We start from the raw sequence: 18,396 nt of genomic DNA, 5'->3' as shown, positions 1-18,396 counted from the left end.
TGGTTCTTAAATAAGTGAGAATAAGGTGATTTTATGTTGTTTTCAAAAGCAAGAAAAGGTGGTTCAATATTTTCATCAAAAGCTATACAAGAAGGAACATTCTTACTGTCAAAAGCCCAGATAGGACAAACTTTTACGGTGAAAAGTGTTGAAGGTAAAGAAAAAACAAAAAAATTCCTGTTCACTTTAGGGTGCTTTGAGGGAGAAAAAATTACTCTTATTTCTAAATTAGCAGGAAACTATGTTATTAATATAAAAGATAGCAGATATGCGATTGATGAGAAAATGGCAAAGACAATCGTACTAGATGCATAATTTATAGGTATTGTTACTATATTTAATTAGATATTATTCTATAATATGCTATTTATCATAGCATATTATATTTAGGAAAAGTAGTGATAATGGTTATCAATATCGGTAAAGAAAAGGAGGAGATTACATAATGAAAATAGCATTAGCTGGTAATCCTAATTCAGGGAAAACCACATTATTTAATGGTATTACAGGTAAGACTGAGTTTGTTGGAAACTGGGCCGGGGTTACTGTAGATAAGAAAGAGGCAGAGCTTAGAAAGAAATATAGAGTTAAGGGTGAAGATATTAGCATAGTTGACCTTCCAGGTGCGTATTCTATTTCACCATTTACTGGTGAGGAAGCTGTTACTAGAGATTTCATATTGCAGGAAAATCCAGATGTAATAATTAACATTGTAGATGGAGCTAATATTAGTAGAAGTTTATTTTTCACAACGCAGCTTTTAGAACTAGGGATTCCTGTTGTAATTGCTTTAAACAAAACAGATGTAGTAAACAGAAGAGGGGATGTTCTTGATTCAAAAGTATTAGGTAAAGAACTTAATTGCAAGGTTATTCAAACAACAGCTACTTCAGAATCGGGATTAAGAGATTTAATAAATGAGGCTGTAAAGTTAGGGAAGGATAAGAAGAAACAAGCAGCACCTGCTTTTAAAAATGATAATATTGAAGATTCGGATATGGCAAGACAGAGATACGTTGATGGAATCGTTGAAAAATGTTTATTTAAGAAAAGAGATGCTAGTGAAGTTACTTTTTCTGATAAGGTAGATAGAATTGTAGCACATAAATGGTTAGGATTACCTATATTCTTCTTTGTTATGTGGGCTGTGTTCGCATTCTCAATCGAAGGATTAGGTGGTTATTTATCAGGGTATTTAAATGATGTAATTTTTGGTGAGGTAATACCAAATGCAGCAAATAGCTTCTTTGAAGGATTAGGAATTAGTCCTCTATTACAAGCTCTTATTGTAGATGGGGCTATTGGTGGTGTAGGTGCGGTTATTGGTTTCTTACCATTAATCATGGTATTATTCTTCTGTTTAGCTCTTCTTGAAGACTGCGGATATATGGCAAGAGTTGCTGTAGTAATGGACAGATTCTTTAAGAAGATTGGATTATCTGGTAAATCAATAATTCCTATGATAGTTGGTTCAGGATGTGCTATTCCAGGAGTTATGGCAACAAGAACAATTGAAGATATAAATGAAAAGAGAATGACTACTATTCTTACACCATTTGTACCTTGTGGAGCGAAACTTCCAATCATTGGTCTTTTCGCAGCTGTATTCTTCCCAGGGGCATCATGGGTTGGTCCAACTATGTATATTATTGCCATTGCAGTAATTGTAATTGGAGGACTTATATTAAAGAAAATTTTTGTTTGGGAAAACACTTCTTCATTCATATTAGAACTACCTGAATATAAAATGCCTAGTTTATCACATGCAATTGTTCAAATGTTTGATAAAGCAAAAGGATTTATTTATAAAGCAACAACAATCATACTTGTGTGTAATACTTTAGTATGGTTTGCACAAGCATATAGCTGGGGATTACAGCCGGTTGATGATCAAAGCTTAAGTATTTTAGCTTCATTAGGGAAAATTATAGCTCCAATTTTAATTCCATTAGGATTTGCTGGTTGGCAATTAGCAGCAGCATCAATAACTGGATTTATTGCTAAAGAAAATGTTGTAGCTACATTCGCAGTAGTTTTAGCTGTAGCCACAGAAGACGCATTACATTTACCAGGTGGAGTTTTAACAGAGTTCTTTAATCCTGTAACTGGATTTGCGTTCCTTGTATTTAACTTATTCACACCACCTTGCTTCGCTGCTATGGGAGCAATGAATGCAGAAATGGGATCTAAAAAGTGGTTGTTCAAAGGTCTTGCATTCCAATTCAGTGTAGGATATGTACTAGCTATGTTAGTAACTCAAATTGGTTCATTAATAGTATATGGTACACCAGCAGCAGGTTTTGTTCCAGCTATAATAGTAGCAGTAGTTGTAGTGAGTTATCTTATTTTCGCTATTAAGAAAGCAGACGCAAAACGTCAAAATTTAGGAGTTGAGATTTAATGGGTAATGTTGCTAATATAATTGTAGGTTTAGTTTTTGCAGGAATAGTAATATTTGCTTTTAAGAAAGCTCGTAATGATATGAAAAATAATAAATGTGGTGGATGCAGTGGCTGTTCTAAAAAAAACAAATGCCATATGTAATAAATAACACATATAAATTTAACCTTCATAATAATAATCTTAATTGGTTATTATTATGAAGGTTTTTTATTAATTAAATTTATTGTATTCATTCAATGTTAAGTTAGTAGGAATAAATAATGGAAATAAAAATAATATATGACATGCTGCTGTCATAATATAACTTTTATAATAATGAGTAAATAGATAAGGAAAATTATTAACTAATTAAATATTTTTATGGGGTGAGGGTTAAATGAAAAGTGATGTACTACTAAAAATAACAAAAACTCAATTTGATTTAGCATTTTCTATGTTAGAGCAAATGATTGAAAAGTGTCCTGATGATTTGTGGAATGAGAAAAAAGGAGGATATGTTTTTTGGCAGCAATTATTACATGCTTTTACTGGAACTAATTTTTGGTTAAGGATGAAGAAAGAAAAGTTTGTAGAGCCTTTTGCAGATAAAAAAGTATATCCTGAATTGGAGCATGATCCTGAAAATCAATTAACCAAAGAAGATTTAATTGAATATAAGAATCAAGTTAAAGAAATTGCTGAAGCTTTTTTTGCTGATAAAGATGATGAATGGCTTCAAGAGAGTTCTATATTATATAATAAGATTAAAAACTTGGATGTAGTATTCATGCAGGTTAGACATATTCAATATCATGTAGGATATTGTAATAGCATTTTAAAAGAGAACAATCGAGAAGTTGTAGAATGGATAGATTATTATGGAGAGTAACATAGAGTTGGCACACAATTAGGATATTCAATTACATTACAATATGAGGGGATAGGTAATAAAGATGAAAAGTGAATTAGAAAAGGTTGCTATTGAATATGGGGATAGGGTAAAGGTTATTTCAATAGAACACTTAAAAGAACTAAATGATATTATAGATAATTTCAAGGAGAAAGCAGAACTTAATAATTTTCAAAAATGGATTATTAATAAATTATACCAGTTTGAGACACCTGAATATGATTACAAAGTTAATTCTATTATACTTCTTGCTATTCATCATCCATTTTATGCCAAGGTTGATTTTCATAAAGATGGAGAAAAGAAGACTTTTTTTAGTTTGGTACGTTCTGATTTTAATAAAGCAGAAGACTATTTAAGAAAATATGTAGAGGAAAAAGGATATTCTATTAAGCCTGCTAAGAATTTGCCATTAAAAAGATTAGGGGCACATAGTGGATTGGCTAAGTATGGACGTAACAATATTACATATGTTGATGGTTTAGGAAGCAATTTTTCATATGCAGCATATTTTTCAGATATGATATGTGAGGAAGATACATGGGGAGAAGTGAAAAATGCAGAGGTCTGCAATAAATGCAACTTGTGTATTGAAAAGTGTCCCACAGGAGCTATTTTAAAGGATAAATACTTAATAAATAATAAAAAATGTTTATCATATATTAATGAGGGGCCTGGCAAATTTCCAGCATGGATTCCTGCAACAGCACATCACACATTGTATGATTGTTTAATATGTCAACGTACTTGTCCTATGAACTATGAACAGCTAGATAATTTTATTGAATCTATATCATTTACAGAAGAAGAAACTAATATGCTGTTAAAAGGAGAGCCTATAGAAACTTTTTCTACTGAATCTAAAAGAAAAATATATATGCTTGGATTAGATGACTGGTATAAAGCAATTCCAAGAAATTTGAAGACTTTATTTGAGCTAGAAAATTTGATTAATACTAGTGTGAATTAGCAGGAGTTGAACCTTTATTAACTTAGCTCTAATTGATTTTGTAACAGAGAATATAATTTCTATAGCACAAGCGTATGTAAATCCCACTAAAAATTTACCATATTTAAACTATGCTGATGATTGTCCAGTAGGATTTATTATGCTGCGTGATGATTTGTGGGTAAAAGAACTTCATAATTATACTTGGAGGATTATAATTGTCAGCCGTTAGACTTTGAAAAAGAAGGAAATACAATTTAGTATTGATGTGTTGCCTTAATATAGAGGAAAGGTACCTTTTTATTGAACCTCAGTGTCTCATATAAGTTGTAGGAATATTGATATAAATGCTGTTTTTTTCCCCGCACTGGCAGAAGTATATTCAATAAAATTAGATGATTAAGTATAATAATATATTAGTGGATTTTGCCTAGGAGATTCGCCACCACCAGACAATAAACCGTACTGAAGAAATTCAGTACGGTTTTAAAGTTCTTTCATATTATATTTATGAATTCTTCATTCAGTTTCTTTTTAGCCTTTTCATTTCTTGATAATAATTCCAGCCTTTAAAAGTTATCTTTTATAGTTTTCAATAATTTATTTTGCACTTTTATATAAGAGTATGCTAATATTTTAGATAATAATTGATAAAGACGATGTATTCCTTTTATGCTTAGTTGGTAAAAGAATACTAAATTTTTTATGAAAGATATTTGTTGTTTATAATAACTTTTTACTATTCAGTAAAAAAATAATTATTTCATTTGGAGGAATATATGAGACTTGTTAGTGTCTACTGCTTAAAAGGGAATGAAATCCTTGGAAGGCAAATTTATGATGAATTCGACCGGGTTTTACTTAATGCTGGAGTAAAATTAAAACCTTATTATATTGAAAAAATCAAAGAAATAGGAATTAATTCAGTATACATTGATGATGATATATCAAAAAATGTGATTATTGATGAAACTATTTCTGAAAAGACAAGGCAAATGAGTAAACGGGCTGTTAAGGATATGATTGAAAGATACTGTCGGGAAGGAAAAACTGATAATAGTAGTGTTATGAACTCAGTTAACGCTGTCATTGAGGATGTACTTTCAAATAAAAATGTTTTGATAAATATTACTGAAATAAGCGCAGGTGATAACAATATTTATTCCCATTCGGTAAATGTTTGTGTATTGTCTACAATAATAGGAACTCATATGGGATACAGTATGTTAAAGCTTAAAGATATTGCTGCAGGGGCATTATTACATGATATAGGTAAAATAAAAATAATGAATGATAAGAAACTTATAGCAGATTTTAAGACTAAGGAAGAATTAGATGAATATATTAGATTAATGCATCCAAAGGTTGGTTATGATTTTTTAGGAGATCAATATGTTTGGAATGCATTTGTCAAGGTAGTTGCATTAATGCATCATGAAAGAAGTGATGGTAGTGGATATCCTTTAAATTTAAAAGATAATGAAATAAATCAAATTGCAAAGATAGTATCTATATGTGATGTGTTTGATAATTTGATATCAGGTAGAAATTCTGAGAAAGGTAAATCTGTGCAAGAGGCTATTGAATATCTTATAGGTATGAGTAACATTTATTTTGATGCAGAAATAGTTGCTAAATTTACTAATAACATAGCTGCTTTTCCAACAGGAAGTGGAGTTATTCTAAGTTCCAATGAAAAGGGGTTAGTAGTAAAGCAAAACAATTCAATGCCTTTGAGACCAGTGGTAAAAGTTATATATGATAAAGATGGAAAATTACTTTTAGAACCTTATGAAATTGATTTATTAAAAGACTTAACTCTTTTTATTTCAAAGACCTGTGAATTTTAAATTAAGGGAGGATTTTATGAGTGGTGAAGGTAACTACATAAATATTAAGTATTCCAATGATTGTCTGAAACTAATTAATGATACTTTTCAAAAGTTTTTAATTGTAGATAGTATTAATTATCAGGTTGAATTAAAAAAAGCATTGGAGAAAATTGGTGTGTTTTTTGATTTGGATAGAAGTTATATCTATTATTTTTCTAATGACCCTACTTTGATGCAAATAGAATGTCAATGGAATAAGAAAGATATAAGACCAAAAAGAGAAACACAGGAGGAAGAGGTAGTTTATGCTCTTCCGTGGTTAATCAGGGAGATAAAGAATAATGATTTTGTTGTAATAAATAATATGAATGAATTTCCTTCAGAAGCGGTATTTGAAGCAGAAGTTTTTTTAAAGGAAGGAATAATGTCTTCTCTTATAGTTCCATTGAAAAGTGAAAATATGTTAATTGGATTTGTAGGATATGAAAGTTTATCAAAGCCTATTACATGGGAAGAGGATCAAATCAAGATATTAAAAGATGTTTCAAAGGCTTTTTCACATGCAAGAGCAAGGATTGCAAAGAAAGAAGAATATGAATCAATAATTAATGGACAAGCGATTTTACTTAATAATTCTAAATCACAGATTTGGGCTTTAAGTAATGTTACTTCTTATGCAACAGTTAATGAAGCTCATGCAAAGTTTTTTGGTAAGAAGAAAAGCGAGTTAGAATATCAGGATTTATATGATGTATTTGATATAGATACTGCAAATAAGCTTTCAGCAAATAATTGGGAGTTGTTTCGAAAGAATGAACCAGCAGAAAAAGAGCTTGAGATAAAGAATTGTAAAGGTGAAAATAGGCTACTTAATATTAAAAGTAAGCCTCAAAGAGATGAAACAGGTAATATTAAGTATCTTATTTGTACTGCTGAGGACATTACAGAGCAGAGGTTGGCGGAAAGGGAATTATACAAGGCAAAAGAACAGGCAGAAGCAGCAAATATAGCAAAGAGTCAGTTCCTAGCAAATATGTCTCACGAAATAAGAACACCAATGAATGGAATATTTGGATTTCTTGAATTGTTGCAGTCAACTAATTTGTCTTTAGAACAAAAAGAGTTTATACGTGAAGCAAAATCTGCTTCAGAGGTATTATTACATATTATTAACGATATATTGGATTTTTCAAAGATAGAAGCTAGAAAATTAACTATGGAAAAAATTGGGTTTAATTTAAGAAATACTATTGATGATGCTATTTCTCTTCTTGCCCCTAAAGCTGCAGAAAAAGGCCTTGAAATTTATACTATGATTAAAGCAGGTGTTCCAGAAGATGTTATTGGAGATCCATCAAGACTTAGGCAGATATTAAATAATCTTATAAGTAACGCAGTAAAATTTACCGAACGAGGTGAAATTTCTGTTATAGTTGATTGTTTAGAGGAAGAAAATGAAATAGCCGTACTTAGCTTTGAAGTAAAGGACACTGGAATTGGAATTTGTAAGGAGCATATTAATACAATCTTTCAATATTTTAGTCAGGCAGATGCGTCTACAACTAGAAAGTATGGAGGAACAGGACTTGGACTTGCCATATCTAATGAATTGGTGAAAATGATGGGCGGTGAAATTAATGTTGAAAGTATACTAGGGGAAGGGTCTACATTTAAATTTGATGTGAGATTGAAGATTGCTAAAGGACCTTTAAAACAGAAATTTGCCTTTGAAAAGCTTCAAGGTGTGAATATTTTGATTGTTAATGATAATGAGAATAATAGAAAAAGTGTTAGCTCATATCTTCAAGGAACTGGCTTAAAGGTATTTGAGGCAAAGGATGCTGCCAGTGCCATTACAACAATTCTTTCAAATGCAAATACAAAAAATAAAATAAGTGTCGCTATTATAGACTATCAAATGCAGGATATGAGTGGTTATGAACTTGCAACTACATTAAAAACAATACCTTTAGCAAAGGAGATTAAGCTAATACTTCTAGCCTCACTGACTCAAAAAGGAGATGCAAAGGTTGCAAAAGAATATGGATTTTCATCGTATTTGGGTAAACCTGTAAGAAGAGATGATTTACTCGGTTGTATTGCTATATTATTAGGGTTGAAAAAAGAAGAAGAAAAAGAACAACAGCTTATAACCAAACATATAGTTAAAGAAGTTAAGAAAGCATTAAAACCGAGAATTTTATTGGTTGAAGACAATGAAATGAATCGTAAAATAGTTATAGGTATGCTTAAATCCCATGACATGACTTGTGATGTAGCAATGAATGGTAGGGAAGCATTAAACGCAGTATCAGAAAAAGATTATGATGTTGTTTTTATGGATTGCCAGATGCCAGTAATGGATGGGTATGAATGTACAAATAAAATAAGGTTGTTTGAAGGTGATAAAAAACATACTACAATTATTGCAATGACTGCTAATGCTATGGAGGGTGATTACGAAAAGTGTATTGAAGCTGGTATGGACGACTATATTAGCAAGCCTATTAATTTTGATACTATGTTTAACATGATAGAAGCCAATATTAAAGAAAAAGAACTTGTGACCGAGTATAATAATATAATAGAAAATAATATTGATTATTTTGTTCAAACCACAGGACTAAAAAGAGATGATGCAAAAGAAATACTAGAAGAGTATATAAAATATCTACCTAATTTATTGGAAGATATTTACGATGCAATAGATAACTATGATTTTAATAAATTAGCGAGAATAACCCACGAGTTAAAGGGGTCCTCCGGAAATTTCAGAATAATTTCTATTTATGAATTAGCAATCAAGTTAGAGGAGGCAGCTTTGAAACAGGAAAAAGATGAATGCTCTAGACTTTTTGTTAAAATAAAAGATTTGCTTCACTAAGGTGTCTTAAAAAATCACAAATGTAAAGGAGTTTTTAATATGAAAAAGATATTAATAGTTGATAATTCATCCTATATGAGAATGTTTGTAAAAAAGATTATTGAAAAAGGTGGTTTCCATAACATATTAGAGGCAGCAGATAAAGAGGATGCAATAGAGAGGTTTAAAATTGAAAAACCAGATATTGTGATTTTGGATTTAAACATGTCTGAGTCTACGATGGATGGGATTGATGTATTAACGGATATAATGAAAATTAATCCTGAAACAGTTGTAATTATTATGTCTGCAGTAAAACACGAAAATGTGAAAAATGAATGTATAGCACTAGGAGCTAAGAGCTATCTTAGCAAACCTTTTGATACGGAAATTTTATTAAGGACTTTAGAAGAGTATAAATAAGATTATATAAATATTTCTTGGGAATATACCAAATTGGTGGATTAGGGATACTGCGATTCGCCTCCACCATATAACACCACGACTTTTTGGTCGTGGTTTTTTTATTTAATATTTTGGTTAAATAGGGGTGAACGGTATCCTATAGAGCAATGAACAGCAAATAGAAGAAGAGTGCATTTTCCTAATCCGCCATCATTTGACAAATTAATCTAGCGATTATAATATTGTTATGAGAATATGTATTTGCTGTAGAGAGAAACATGCAATAAATTGGCGAAAATTTACATCGAAATTGAAGAGAAATTCATAGATTAAATTAATTGCTAAGTATTGACTAGTTTGTGGAGGGATGAGCTCATTGAAAAAACAAATTGAAAAAAAAGAACTATTGAAGTTATATTTATGGACTTTAAGCTATTTTAAACCATTCATATTACACACTCTTGTATATGTTCTATGTGGCGGTGTAATGATTTGGGGTGAATTGATGATCCCTCGTCGAATGGGATATCTAATTGATTATGTTCTTCCACTTAAAAGTATCAATAGCCTGATCAATCAAATGTTATTTCTATGTGGCATTGCTGTATTGATTTTAGTTGCAAAATCGATATTTAACTTTTTAGAACTTATTATATCTAATAAAATTATTAAGAATCAACAGACTGATTTAATGTTGAAGTTACAACAACTAGGGTTTTCATATTACGAGAAAGTACCTACTGGACAAATTCTATCTTTATTTGAGAATTCAGTAAAAGAGATACAAAAAACATATACGTTTTTGTTTCCCCATTTCATTTACAGTTTAGCGCAATTTATTGTACCATCAATTATCTTAATTCTCAGTGAACCTATATTTTTTGTTGCTGCAATGATTGGAAATATCATTTATGTCTTTCTAAATCAAAGTGCCAATAAAAAAATACATTATTATTTAGGTGTTGAAACAAAAGCTGCACAGGTATCACAGCAATCATTGTATGATGCGATTGCGTCTACAACTGAACTAAAGGCAATGGGCAGTAAAGATTGGTTTATAAATAAGACAACAGAAGACTTCAACCAATTTAGAATTCCCAGGATGTGGTCAATTTTTTGGAGACATTTTAGATATACAACCGTGGGACTGACATTGACAATTTCTATCGTACTCTTTTACTTTTATGGCTTGGATTTACTAAGAAATGGTGAGTTACTACTTGGTGAATTCATTGGATACAGTTTCCTAATGGGACTGGTTTCTAGAGGTTTTTCAGTATTCTTTTACATTATTCCAGCTCAGTATCATGCATTAAATTATGCAAAGGATTTACATGAATTTATGCATTTAGAACCAGATGTTGTGGAACTAGAGAGCAGTTGGGATTCCCAAATAGATAACTTTAATGTTGAATTTAAAAATGTCTCATTCTCATATAATGAGGAACAACCAATTATAGACAATGTATCTTTCATAATTCCTGCAGGAAAAAAGACTGCAATTGTTGGTGAAAGTGGTAGTGGCAAGTCTACACTACTAAAACTCATCGGTAGATTTTATGATGTAAATGAAGGTGAAATCTCAATCGGTGGATATGATATTAAACAGTTGAAGTTAAATGATTTAAGGAAAAACTTTGGCTATGTATTCCAAGATACTTATCTATTTAATATGTCGATTAAAGAGAATATCAAGTTTGGAAAACCGGATGCAACAGATGAAGAAGTGATACAAGCTGCTAAACGTGCCAGTGCCCATGAATTTATTCTAGAGACAGATGAGGGGTATGACACTTTGGTGGGAGAACGTGGTGTTCGTCTATCAGGTGGTCAAAAGCAACGTATTTCAATTGCTCGTATGTTATTGAAGGAACCGCAGATTATTCTTTTGGATGAAGCCACATCAGCATTAGATACTGTTACGGAATCATCTGTTAAAAAATCTTTACATGAGTTATCTGAGGGGAGAACGGTAGTGACAGTAGCACATAGACTATCAACAATTATGGAATATGATTCTATTATAGTTCTTGAAGCAGGTAAAATCGTTGAACAAGGTACTTATCAACAATTGATGGATATGAAAGCACAGTTTTATAAGCTGGTAATGAGAGGTGTTGAAAATGAGGTCTAGTATGTCATTTATACTTAAATATATCAATAAGAAACGTTGGTTTGTTTTAGGATATTTGGCTCTTTTTTTAGAATGTATAACCCCGATTGTTGCTGTTTTATTGCAACGTGATTTAATTGATAAAGTGTTTATTGATGGGCAGTATCAAAAATTTTGTAAGCTAATTATACTATATGCAATTTTCTTTTTTGGACCTAAGTTATGGTTTACAGTTAGAAAGGTTACTTTTTTTCACATTAGTTATCATCTACAAATGGCTTTGACAAATAAGTTTCTTATGAAAGTTTATGAATTGCCAGCTGAAATTTTTAATAAAGAGCATATAGGTAAACTATTAAACAATATTAGAAATGATATTACCGATGCCAGTGATATAGCTGTTAATCAATTACTATCAGAGTCAATGAAAATTATACTGACAATAGTGTTTTTGTCTTGTTCAATAGCATACATAAATTTTACAATGCTGTTTGTTGTAATAACTGTAGCTGTTATATATTACTTTTTACTTCATAAGTTTGGAGAAAAAACTAAGCAATATTCACAGAAAGTGAGAGAGGAAAAGGCAAATGTCTCAATTACTATTGAAGAAAGTATATCAGCAGTAAGAGAAATCGTAGCATATAATCGTCAGGATTGGCAGATGAGCAAGTTTGAGAATAAGTTTCAAAATTATTTTAAGGCGGTTATTAAGGAAAGTTTATATAAAGTTAAAATACTGTTTGTAAGCGACCCCTTTCTCTATGGCACAAAACTAATTGTTATTTTATTCGGTGGTATGAGTGTTATTTCAAGTAATGTTTCTTTAGGAGAATTTGTTGTAAGTTTTACATTGGTTGATCAATTGGTAACAGAGCTTGGACAATTATTTCAACAGGGTTTAACAGGCAAGAAACTAGTGGCTTCTGTTAATTGCATTCAATCTGTAATGTTCAAGGAAAGTACTAAACTTGGGACGTTAGATTTTGATGGCCATATTAATTCAATTGAGTTTAAAAATGTAACATTTAGCTATTCAGTGGATTCAGATCCAGTGCTTAATAACCTATCCATTGATTTTCCAATTGGTAAGAAAATTGCTCTTGTTGGTGAAAGCGGTAGTGGGAAATCGACCATTGCGCAATTGCTACTAAGGGTGTACTCACAGGAAAAAGGAGAGATTTCTATCAATGGTGTTCCTGTTAACAATTATGGAGAACAATATCCAGATAAAATTTCAGTTGTTTTTCAGCAACCACATTTTTTACCATCATCCGTTAAGGAAAATCTAGTATTTGATAAAGACTATGATCAATTAGAAATTGAAAGTGTATGTAAAGAAATGCTATGCCATGATTTTATTCAAGAATTTCCTAAACAATATGATACAGAAGTTGGTGAGCGTGGAACGACCTTATCGGGCGGACAGAAACAACGTCTTGCCTTATCACGGGCTCTTTTGAAAAATACAGAAATACTTATTTTGGATGAAGCTACTTCTGCACTAGATACTGAAACAGAATATCTTGTTCAAAAGAATATTGATAAATTAAGAAAGGGAAAGACAACAATTATTATCGCCCATAGATTATCTACAATCCATAATGCAGATGTTATCTATGTATTAGATAAAGGGAATGTTGTTGCCCAAGGAACACATGAGACTTTGATGTCTGAAAGTCCTATATATATAAAATTATATACTTATCAACAAGTGAGTTAATAAGTACTCATAAAACTTTTCTTTGGCATTGAATAAAAAAGCTAATAAGCAGAAACTCTTTGTAAATAACTCCTTTGAGAGTAACTTGTTTTTAAATATTATATACAAGATGATTTAGTAGCAACTACAAAAATAACGCCCAGTATAAGGGCGTTATTTATTTTTATTCTTAAATTCTTCTTTAAATGGTTGAGAATTATCTCTTTTACCTGTATGAGATGGAAATTTTTCTTTTGTTACTTCATTTTTTGAAGGTTTAGTTTCCATACGTGGATCTTTAGGCATAATAAATTCCTCCTTATACAATATTGAATTTATTATTTGTACAAATGAATTTATTTATTCTTTAATCCTACTATAGATAATATCTATAGTTACTCTATAATTCATCAAAAAACACAATTTGTATTGTAAAGGTTTGTATAATAAAATGTACCATGGTGGACTATAATATTTAAAATATTTAGTTAATTTAATTAATATTTATTAGAGGCGGGATATGTGATGTTTGAAATAATAAAACCAGATGAAATGACACCTAGAGAGAGGATGGATGCTTTTGCTCAGGGAAAGGATATGGATAGAATTCCTTGTAGTCCATTCTTAGGAGAAAGTTGTGCACCAATTTTTGGTCATTCAATTGCAGAACATAATCATTCAATAGAAGCAATAGTTAACACTGCAACAGGTAGTTTTGAGATGTTTAGACCTGACAGTATTGGTATAGGACCTGGATTACAAGGAATACCAGAAGCTATGGGATGTAAAGTAGGTTTTCCTGAAAACAACACTCCATATATTAGTGAAACAGCTATAAAGGATTATAGTGAAATTAATAAGTTAAGACCTATAGATCCATATAAGGATGGTAGGATTTCAAATTTCTTAGAAGGACTAAAAATTGCTAATGAGAAGATTGGAAAAGAAGTTTATGTTGGAAGCTCTGTTGGAGGACCTTTTACTACTGCTGCATTTTTAAGGGGGACAGAAAATTTCTTAAAGGATTTAACTAAGAATCCTGAAATGGCGCATCGTCTTCTTGAGGTTTCAACTGAGAGTGTTATCAGATATATTGATGCTGTATGTGATCTAGGATTAAGTATTAGTTTAGCAGAACCTATTGCATCTGGTACAATGATCAGTTCAAAGAGATTTAGAGAATTTGCTAAGCCGTATTTAAAGAAATGTATGGATAGAATTATTGAAAGAAGAGGAAGTGGAACTACATTACATATCTGCGGCAGAACAAAGAAAATTTGGGCTGATATGGTTGATGTAGGAATTGGAAACTTAAGTTTAGATAATATTGATGATATTGGTGAGCTAAAAGAACAGTTTGGGCATAAGGTTTGTTTAATAGGAAATGTAGATCCAGTTGATACAATAATGAGAGGGTCAAGGGAAGACATTTATGCTGCGGCAAAAGAATGTATAAGGAAAGCATATGATAGTCCTAAAGGATATGTATTAAGTACTGGATGTGATGTGCCTATTGGAACAAATCCTGATAATATAATAGCTCTTATGGATGCTGCACGAATATATGGTAGATATCCTATTAATGTTGAATTATTGAAATAAGTCTAGGAATTTAAATAAAAATTGAGAAAATGGGAAGGTAATAAGATGACAGATTTAAAAGAAAAATTATTAGAAGAATTATCAGATGCTGTTGTTGATATGGACGAAGAGAAAGCAGTAGAAATTGCAAATACATTTGTAGAAAATCAATTTGATGCTTATGAAGGAATAGATAAGGGATTAGCTGATGGAATGAAAAGAGCTGGTCAATTATATGAAGAGGAAGAATATTATATTCCAGAACTTCTAATGTGCTCTGATGCTATGTATGCAGGGCTAGATGTGCTTAGAACACATTTGAAATGCGATGAAAATGAAGAGAAGCATAAGGTGGTTATTGGAGTTGTAGAAGGAGATACTCACGATATTGGGAAAAACCTTGTTAAAATCATGATGGAAACAGAAGGATTTGAGGTGGTTGATTTAGGTAGAGATATTCCACCGAGAAATTTTGTGGAAAAGGCTAAAGAGATCAATGCTGATATTATATGTTTATCAACTCTTATGACAACAACAATGTGCGGTATGGAAGAGGTTATTAAAATCTTAAATGAAGAGAATATAAGAGATAAGTTCAAGGTTATGGTAGGTGGAGGACCTATATCTAACAGTTTTGCTGAGAGAATAGGAGCAGATGCATATACAGCGGATGCTTCAAAAGCTGCAAAACGTGCTAAAGAGTTGGTGTCCGCATGATAACTCCAAAAGAGAGATTAATGAATGTATTAAAAGGTAAATCTGTAGATCGTCCACCATGTATTTGCCCTGGTGGTATGATGAATATGATAGTAGAAGATGTTATGGATTTAACAGGAAGTAAATGGCCAGAAGCTCATAGTGATGCAGGATTGATGGCAGAACTGGCTGCAGGAATATATGATAATGGTGGATTTGAGAATTTCGGAGTACCTTTTTGTATGACTGTGGAAGCTGAGGCTATGGGAGCTCCAGTATATATGGGAACTAAAGTAAATGAGCCTAGAGTTACTGAGTATCCTATAAAATCAGTTACAGAATGGAAAAACTTGAGTAACATAGACGTGAATAAAGGTAGAGCAAAAGTAGTTATAGATGCTATAAAAATTTTAAAAGAAAAAAATTCAGATGTTCCATTAGTAGCGAATTTAACAGGTCCTGTTAGTTTAGCTTCTTCATTAATGGAACCGATGGATTATTATAAAGAGTTACGAAAAAAGCCTTGTGAGACTCATGAATTTATGGAATTTGTCACTGAGAATCTGATAGCTTTTGGGAAAGCTCAATTAGAGGCAGGAGCAGATGTTTTAACTATTTCTGATCCAAGTGGTACAGGAGAAATTCTAGGACCTAAGATGTTTAGAGAATTCGCTGTTCCTTATTTAAATAGAATAATCAATGATTTAAAAGAGTATTCAGAAACAGGGACTATTATTCATATTTGCGGAAGATTAAAAAGTATATATAAAGAGTTAAATGAATTAGAGAGTGATGCTATAAGCTTTGATTCTATTACCAATGCTTCACAGGTGGTAGAGAATGTAACAAATAAAGTTATAATGGGTAATGTGAGCACTCTTGCTCTTGAAGAGAATACTGTTGAAAGTCTTAAAAAAATATCAAGAAATTGTTTGGATAATGGAGTAAATATATTGTCTCCTGCTTGTGGAATTGGACCAAGAACTTCACTTAAAAACATTCAAAGTTTAGTTGAAGCTGCGAAAGAATACAAATAATATAGAAGAAATAAAAATTCATAGTGGACAGTTGATTAAGTTTTCAACTATCCACTTTTTTATTAAATGATGAGAGGAAAAAATTTATGAGTTATTTAACAGTTGCTTCTAGGGATAAAAAAATAGGATTTAAAGAAGGTGAAACCTTATTAAATATTTTACAAGATAATGGTGTTTTTGTGGAAAATCCATGTGGAGGAAAGGGAACATGTGGAAAATGTAAGGTTAGGATTATTGAAGGAGTAATAAATGAACCTACAGAGGAAGAGGTGAAGTTTCTTACTAAAGATGAACTTGTAGAAGAGATTCGTTTAAGCTGTTTGGTACGACCCACTGGAGATTTAACTGTAGAGTTATTAAATAATAAGAATGTTAAGCATAAGATTTTAGCAGATGGGTATATGCCTGAATTTGAGATAAATCCAGTGATTTATAAGAAGGTACATAAACTTACTAAGCCTTCATTGGAGAATAATTTATCATACGAGGAACTTTTAGAGGATGCGCTTCATGTACCGGTATATAAAGATAATCTCTCATTATTGAGAAGTTTACCTGAGATTTTTGAGCATGAAGAAGTTACAGCTGTTTATAGTGGGGAAGAATTTATTGGAGTCGAATCTGGAGATACAAGCAGGGAGTTATATGGAATAGCAGTTGATATTGGAACAACTACAGTTGTAGCTTCATTAGTTGATCTAAACAGTGGTAAAGAAATTTCTTCTGAAAGCGAGATTAATCCTCAGAAAGAATATGGCCTTGATGTATTATCACGTATTGATTTTACTAAAACAAAAGAAAATGGCTTAAATATTTTACAAAAATTAATTATTGATTGCTTAAATAGTTTAACCAGTGAATTGTGCATTAAAAACAAGATAGATATTAATAGTGTATATGAGATGACTATTGCTGCTAATGCTACTATGATGCATCTGCTTTTAGGAGTGAATACAAATTCAATAGGTAAATCACCTTATGCTACTGTTTTTTCAAGGGAGAAAAATCTTTTAGCATCTTCTATAGGTATTAATCTATCTCCTTTTGCAAGAGTATATTGTTTGCCTGGAGTATCCAGCTATATAGGTGCAGATATTGTTGCAGGTGCAGTAGTTTCAGAGTTGGATAAAACAGATAAAAATCTTCTGTTTATTGATATTGGAACAAATGGAGAAATTGTTTTGTCAAAGAGGGGAGAATTATCTTCTTGTTCATGTGCAGCAGGGCCGGCTTTAGAAGGAATGAATATTAGCTGTGGGATGAGAGCCGCTGAAGGAGCAGTTGAAGGGGTAAAATTCAACGAAGACGGAATAAGCTTAAAGGTAATTGGAGACAAAGCACCTATTGGTATTTGTGGCAGTGGAATTTTAGATGCAATATCGGAGATAGCCAGAGTTAAACTTATTGGGAAAACAGGACGTTTGAAAAAGAAATCGGATATAGAAGAGAATGAAGAATTACAATACTTGAGCAAGTGTTTAATTGAAGTGGATAGAAAAAGAAAAATATACATTACATCAGGGGAAAAGGAGATAACAATAACCCAAGGTGATATTAGACAGGTACAGTTAGCTAAAGGTGCAATTTTATCAGGTTTTTATGCATTATTAGATTTATTAGAATTAGATATGATGGATTTAGATGAGGTTATTATTGCAGGGCAGTTCGGAAAACATCTAAGTGTTGATAGTTTAGTTGGAAGTGGTATCATTCCAGGAGAGCTGAGTGAGAAGATCAGATATATTGGTAATTCTTCTAAAACAGGAGCATTAATGTGTTTAATGTCTAAAGAGGCTAGAGAAGATATGGAGAAGGTAGCTAAGAAGATTCATTACTTTGAATTATCCACTAAAGAAGGTTACGATAAGTTATTCACTAAATGCTTAAACTTTAACTAAAATGAATTAATAATTTGGTGGTGAAGAT

The 18,396-nt window shown here is 31.5% G+C and carries 15 protein-coding genes; 14 read left to right on the top strand and 1 reads right to left on the bottom strand.

The genetic code is table 11. The features are described 5' to 3' along the window. The first annotated feature begins 33 nt into the window (after positions 1–33). The 10 genes from OW730_RS19855 (at position 34) to OW730_RS19810 (ending at position 13,177) form a co-directional block, all read left to right on the top strand. The gene (locus tag OW730_RS19855; RefSeq protein ID WP_271225784.1) at positions 34–315 is read left to right on the top strand and encodes a FeoA family protein; all 282 of its coding nucleotides are present in this window, start codon (positions 34–36) and stop codon (positions 313–315) included. 130 nt (positions 316–445) lie between these two features. Then, complete coding sequence (gene feoB, locus OW730_RS19850; protein WP_271225783.1) at positions 446–2,401, top strand: ferrous iron transporter B; 1,956 nt, start codon at positions 446–448, stop codon at positions 2,399–2,401. Beyond that, on the top strand, positions 2,401–2,544 hold the full coding sequence (locus tag OW730_RS19845) for a FeoB-associated Cys-rich membrane protein (protein WP_271225782.1): 144 nt from the start codon (positions 2,401–2,403) through the stop codon (positions 2,542–2,544). Before feoB ends, OW730_RS19845 begins: the two co-directional genes overlap by 1 nt. Before the next feature lie 235 nt (positions 2,545–2,779). After that, the gene (locus OW730_RS19840; protein WP_271225781.1) at positions 2,780–3,271 is read left to right on the top strand and encodes a DinB family protein; all 492 of its coding nucleotides are present in this window, start codon (positions 2,780–2,782) and stop codon (positions 3,269–3,271) included. A 64-nt stretch (positions 3,272–3,335) separates the two neighbouring features. Next, positions 3,336–4,262, top strand: a complete 927-nt coding sequence (locus OW730_RS19835; protein WP_271225780.1) for a 4Fe-4S double cluster binding domain-containing protein — start codon at positions 3,336–3,338, stop codon at positions 4,260–4,262. Positions 4,263–5,020: 758 nt separating this feature from the next. Next, complete coding sequence (locus tag OW730_RS19830; RefSeq protein ID WP_271225779.1) at positions 5,021–6,091, top strand: HD-GYP domain-containing protein; 1,071 nt, start codon at positions 5,021–5,023, stop codon at positions 6,089–6,091. 16 nt (positions 6,092–6,107) lie between these two features. After that, positions 6,108–8,957, top strand: a complete 2,850-nt coding sequence (locus OW730_RS19825; RefSeq protein WP_271225778.1) for a response regulator — start codon at positions 6,108–6,110, stop codon at positions 8,955–8,957. Between the two features lie 39 nt (positions 8,958–8,996). After that, positions 8,997–9,359 carry a response regulator gene (locus tag OW730_RS19820; RefSeq protein ID WP_271225777.1) on the top strand — a complete coding sequence of 121 codons (363 nt, stop codon included), beginning with the start codon at positions 8,997–8,999 and terminating at the stop codon, positions 9,357–9,359. A 358-nt stretch (positions 9,360–9,717) separates the two neighbouring features. Next, on the top strand, positions 9,718–11,475 hold the full coding sequence (locus OW730_RS19815; protein ID WP_271225776.1) for an ABC transporter ATP-binding protein: 1,758 nt from the start codon (positions 9,718–9,720) through the stop codon (positions 11,473–11,475). Position 11,476: 1 nt separating this feature from the next. Continuing rightward, positions 11,477–13,177 (top strand): ABC transporter ATP-binding protein, encoded by a 1,701-nt coding sequence (locus OW730_RS19810; RefSeq protein WP_271225775.1) that lies wholly within the window; start codon positions 11,477–11,479, stop codon positions 13,175–13,177. 153 nt (positions 13,178–13,330) lie between these two features. Here the strand turns inward: OW730_RS19810 and OW730_RS19805 are convergent, their stop codons facing one another. Next, positions 13,331–13,462, bottom strand: a complete 132-nt coding sequence (locus tag OW730_RS19805; RefSeq protein ID WP_271225774.1) for a hypothetical protein — start codon at positions 13,460–13,462, stop codon at positions 13,331–13,333. Between the two features lie 219 nt (positions 13,463–13,681). On the opposite strand from OW730_RS19805, the gene OW730_RS19800 reads away from it, so the two are divergent. The 4 genes from OW730_RS19800 to OW730_RS19785 all read left to right on the top strand — a co-directional run bounded on the left by OW730_RS19800 (position 13,682) and on the right by OW730_RS19785 (position 18,368). Continuing rightward, entirely contained in the window at positions 13,682–14,758 is a 1,077-nt protein-coding gene (locus OW730_RS19800) for a uroporphyrinogen decarboxylase family protein (RefSeq protein ID WP_271225773.1), read from the top strand. Positions 14,759–14,803: 45 nt separating this feature from the next. Next, complete coding sequence (locus OW730_RS19795) at positions 14,804–15,454, top strand: corrinoid protein (protein WP_271225772.1); 651 nt, start codon at positions 14,804–14,806, stop codon at positions 15,452–15,454. After that, positions 15,451–16,470 (top strand): methylcobamide:CoM methyltransferase MtbA, encoded by a 1,020-nt coding sequence (locus tag OW730_RS19790; protein ID WP_271225771.1) that lies wholly within the window; start codon positions 15,451–15,453, stop codon positions 16,468–16,470. The genes OW730_RS19795 and OW730_RS19790 overlap by 4 nt, the downstream gene beginning before the upstream one ends. 86 nt (positions 16,471–16,556) lie before the next feature. Then, a complete protein-coding gene (locus tag OW730_RS19785; protein ID WP_271225770.1) occupies positions 16,557–18,368 on the top strand; it encodes an ASKHA domain-containing protein in 1,812 nt (603 codons plus the stop codon). The last annotated feature ends 28 nt before the right edge of the window (positions 18,369–18,396 follow it).

The sequence above is a fragment of the Oceanirhabdus sp. W0125-5 genome (assembly GCF_027938815.1).
GTDB lineage: Bacteria > Bacillota > Clostridia > Clostridiales > Clostridiaceae > Oceanirhabdus.
This window is presented reverse-complemented; position numbering and strand designations above follow the sequence as displayed.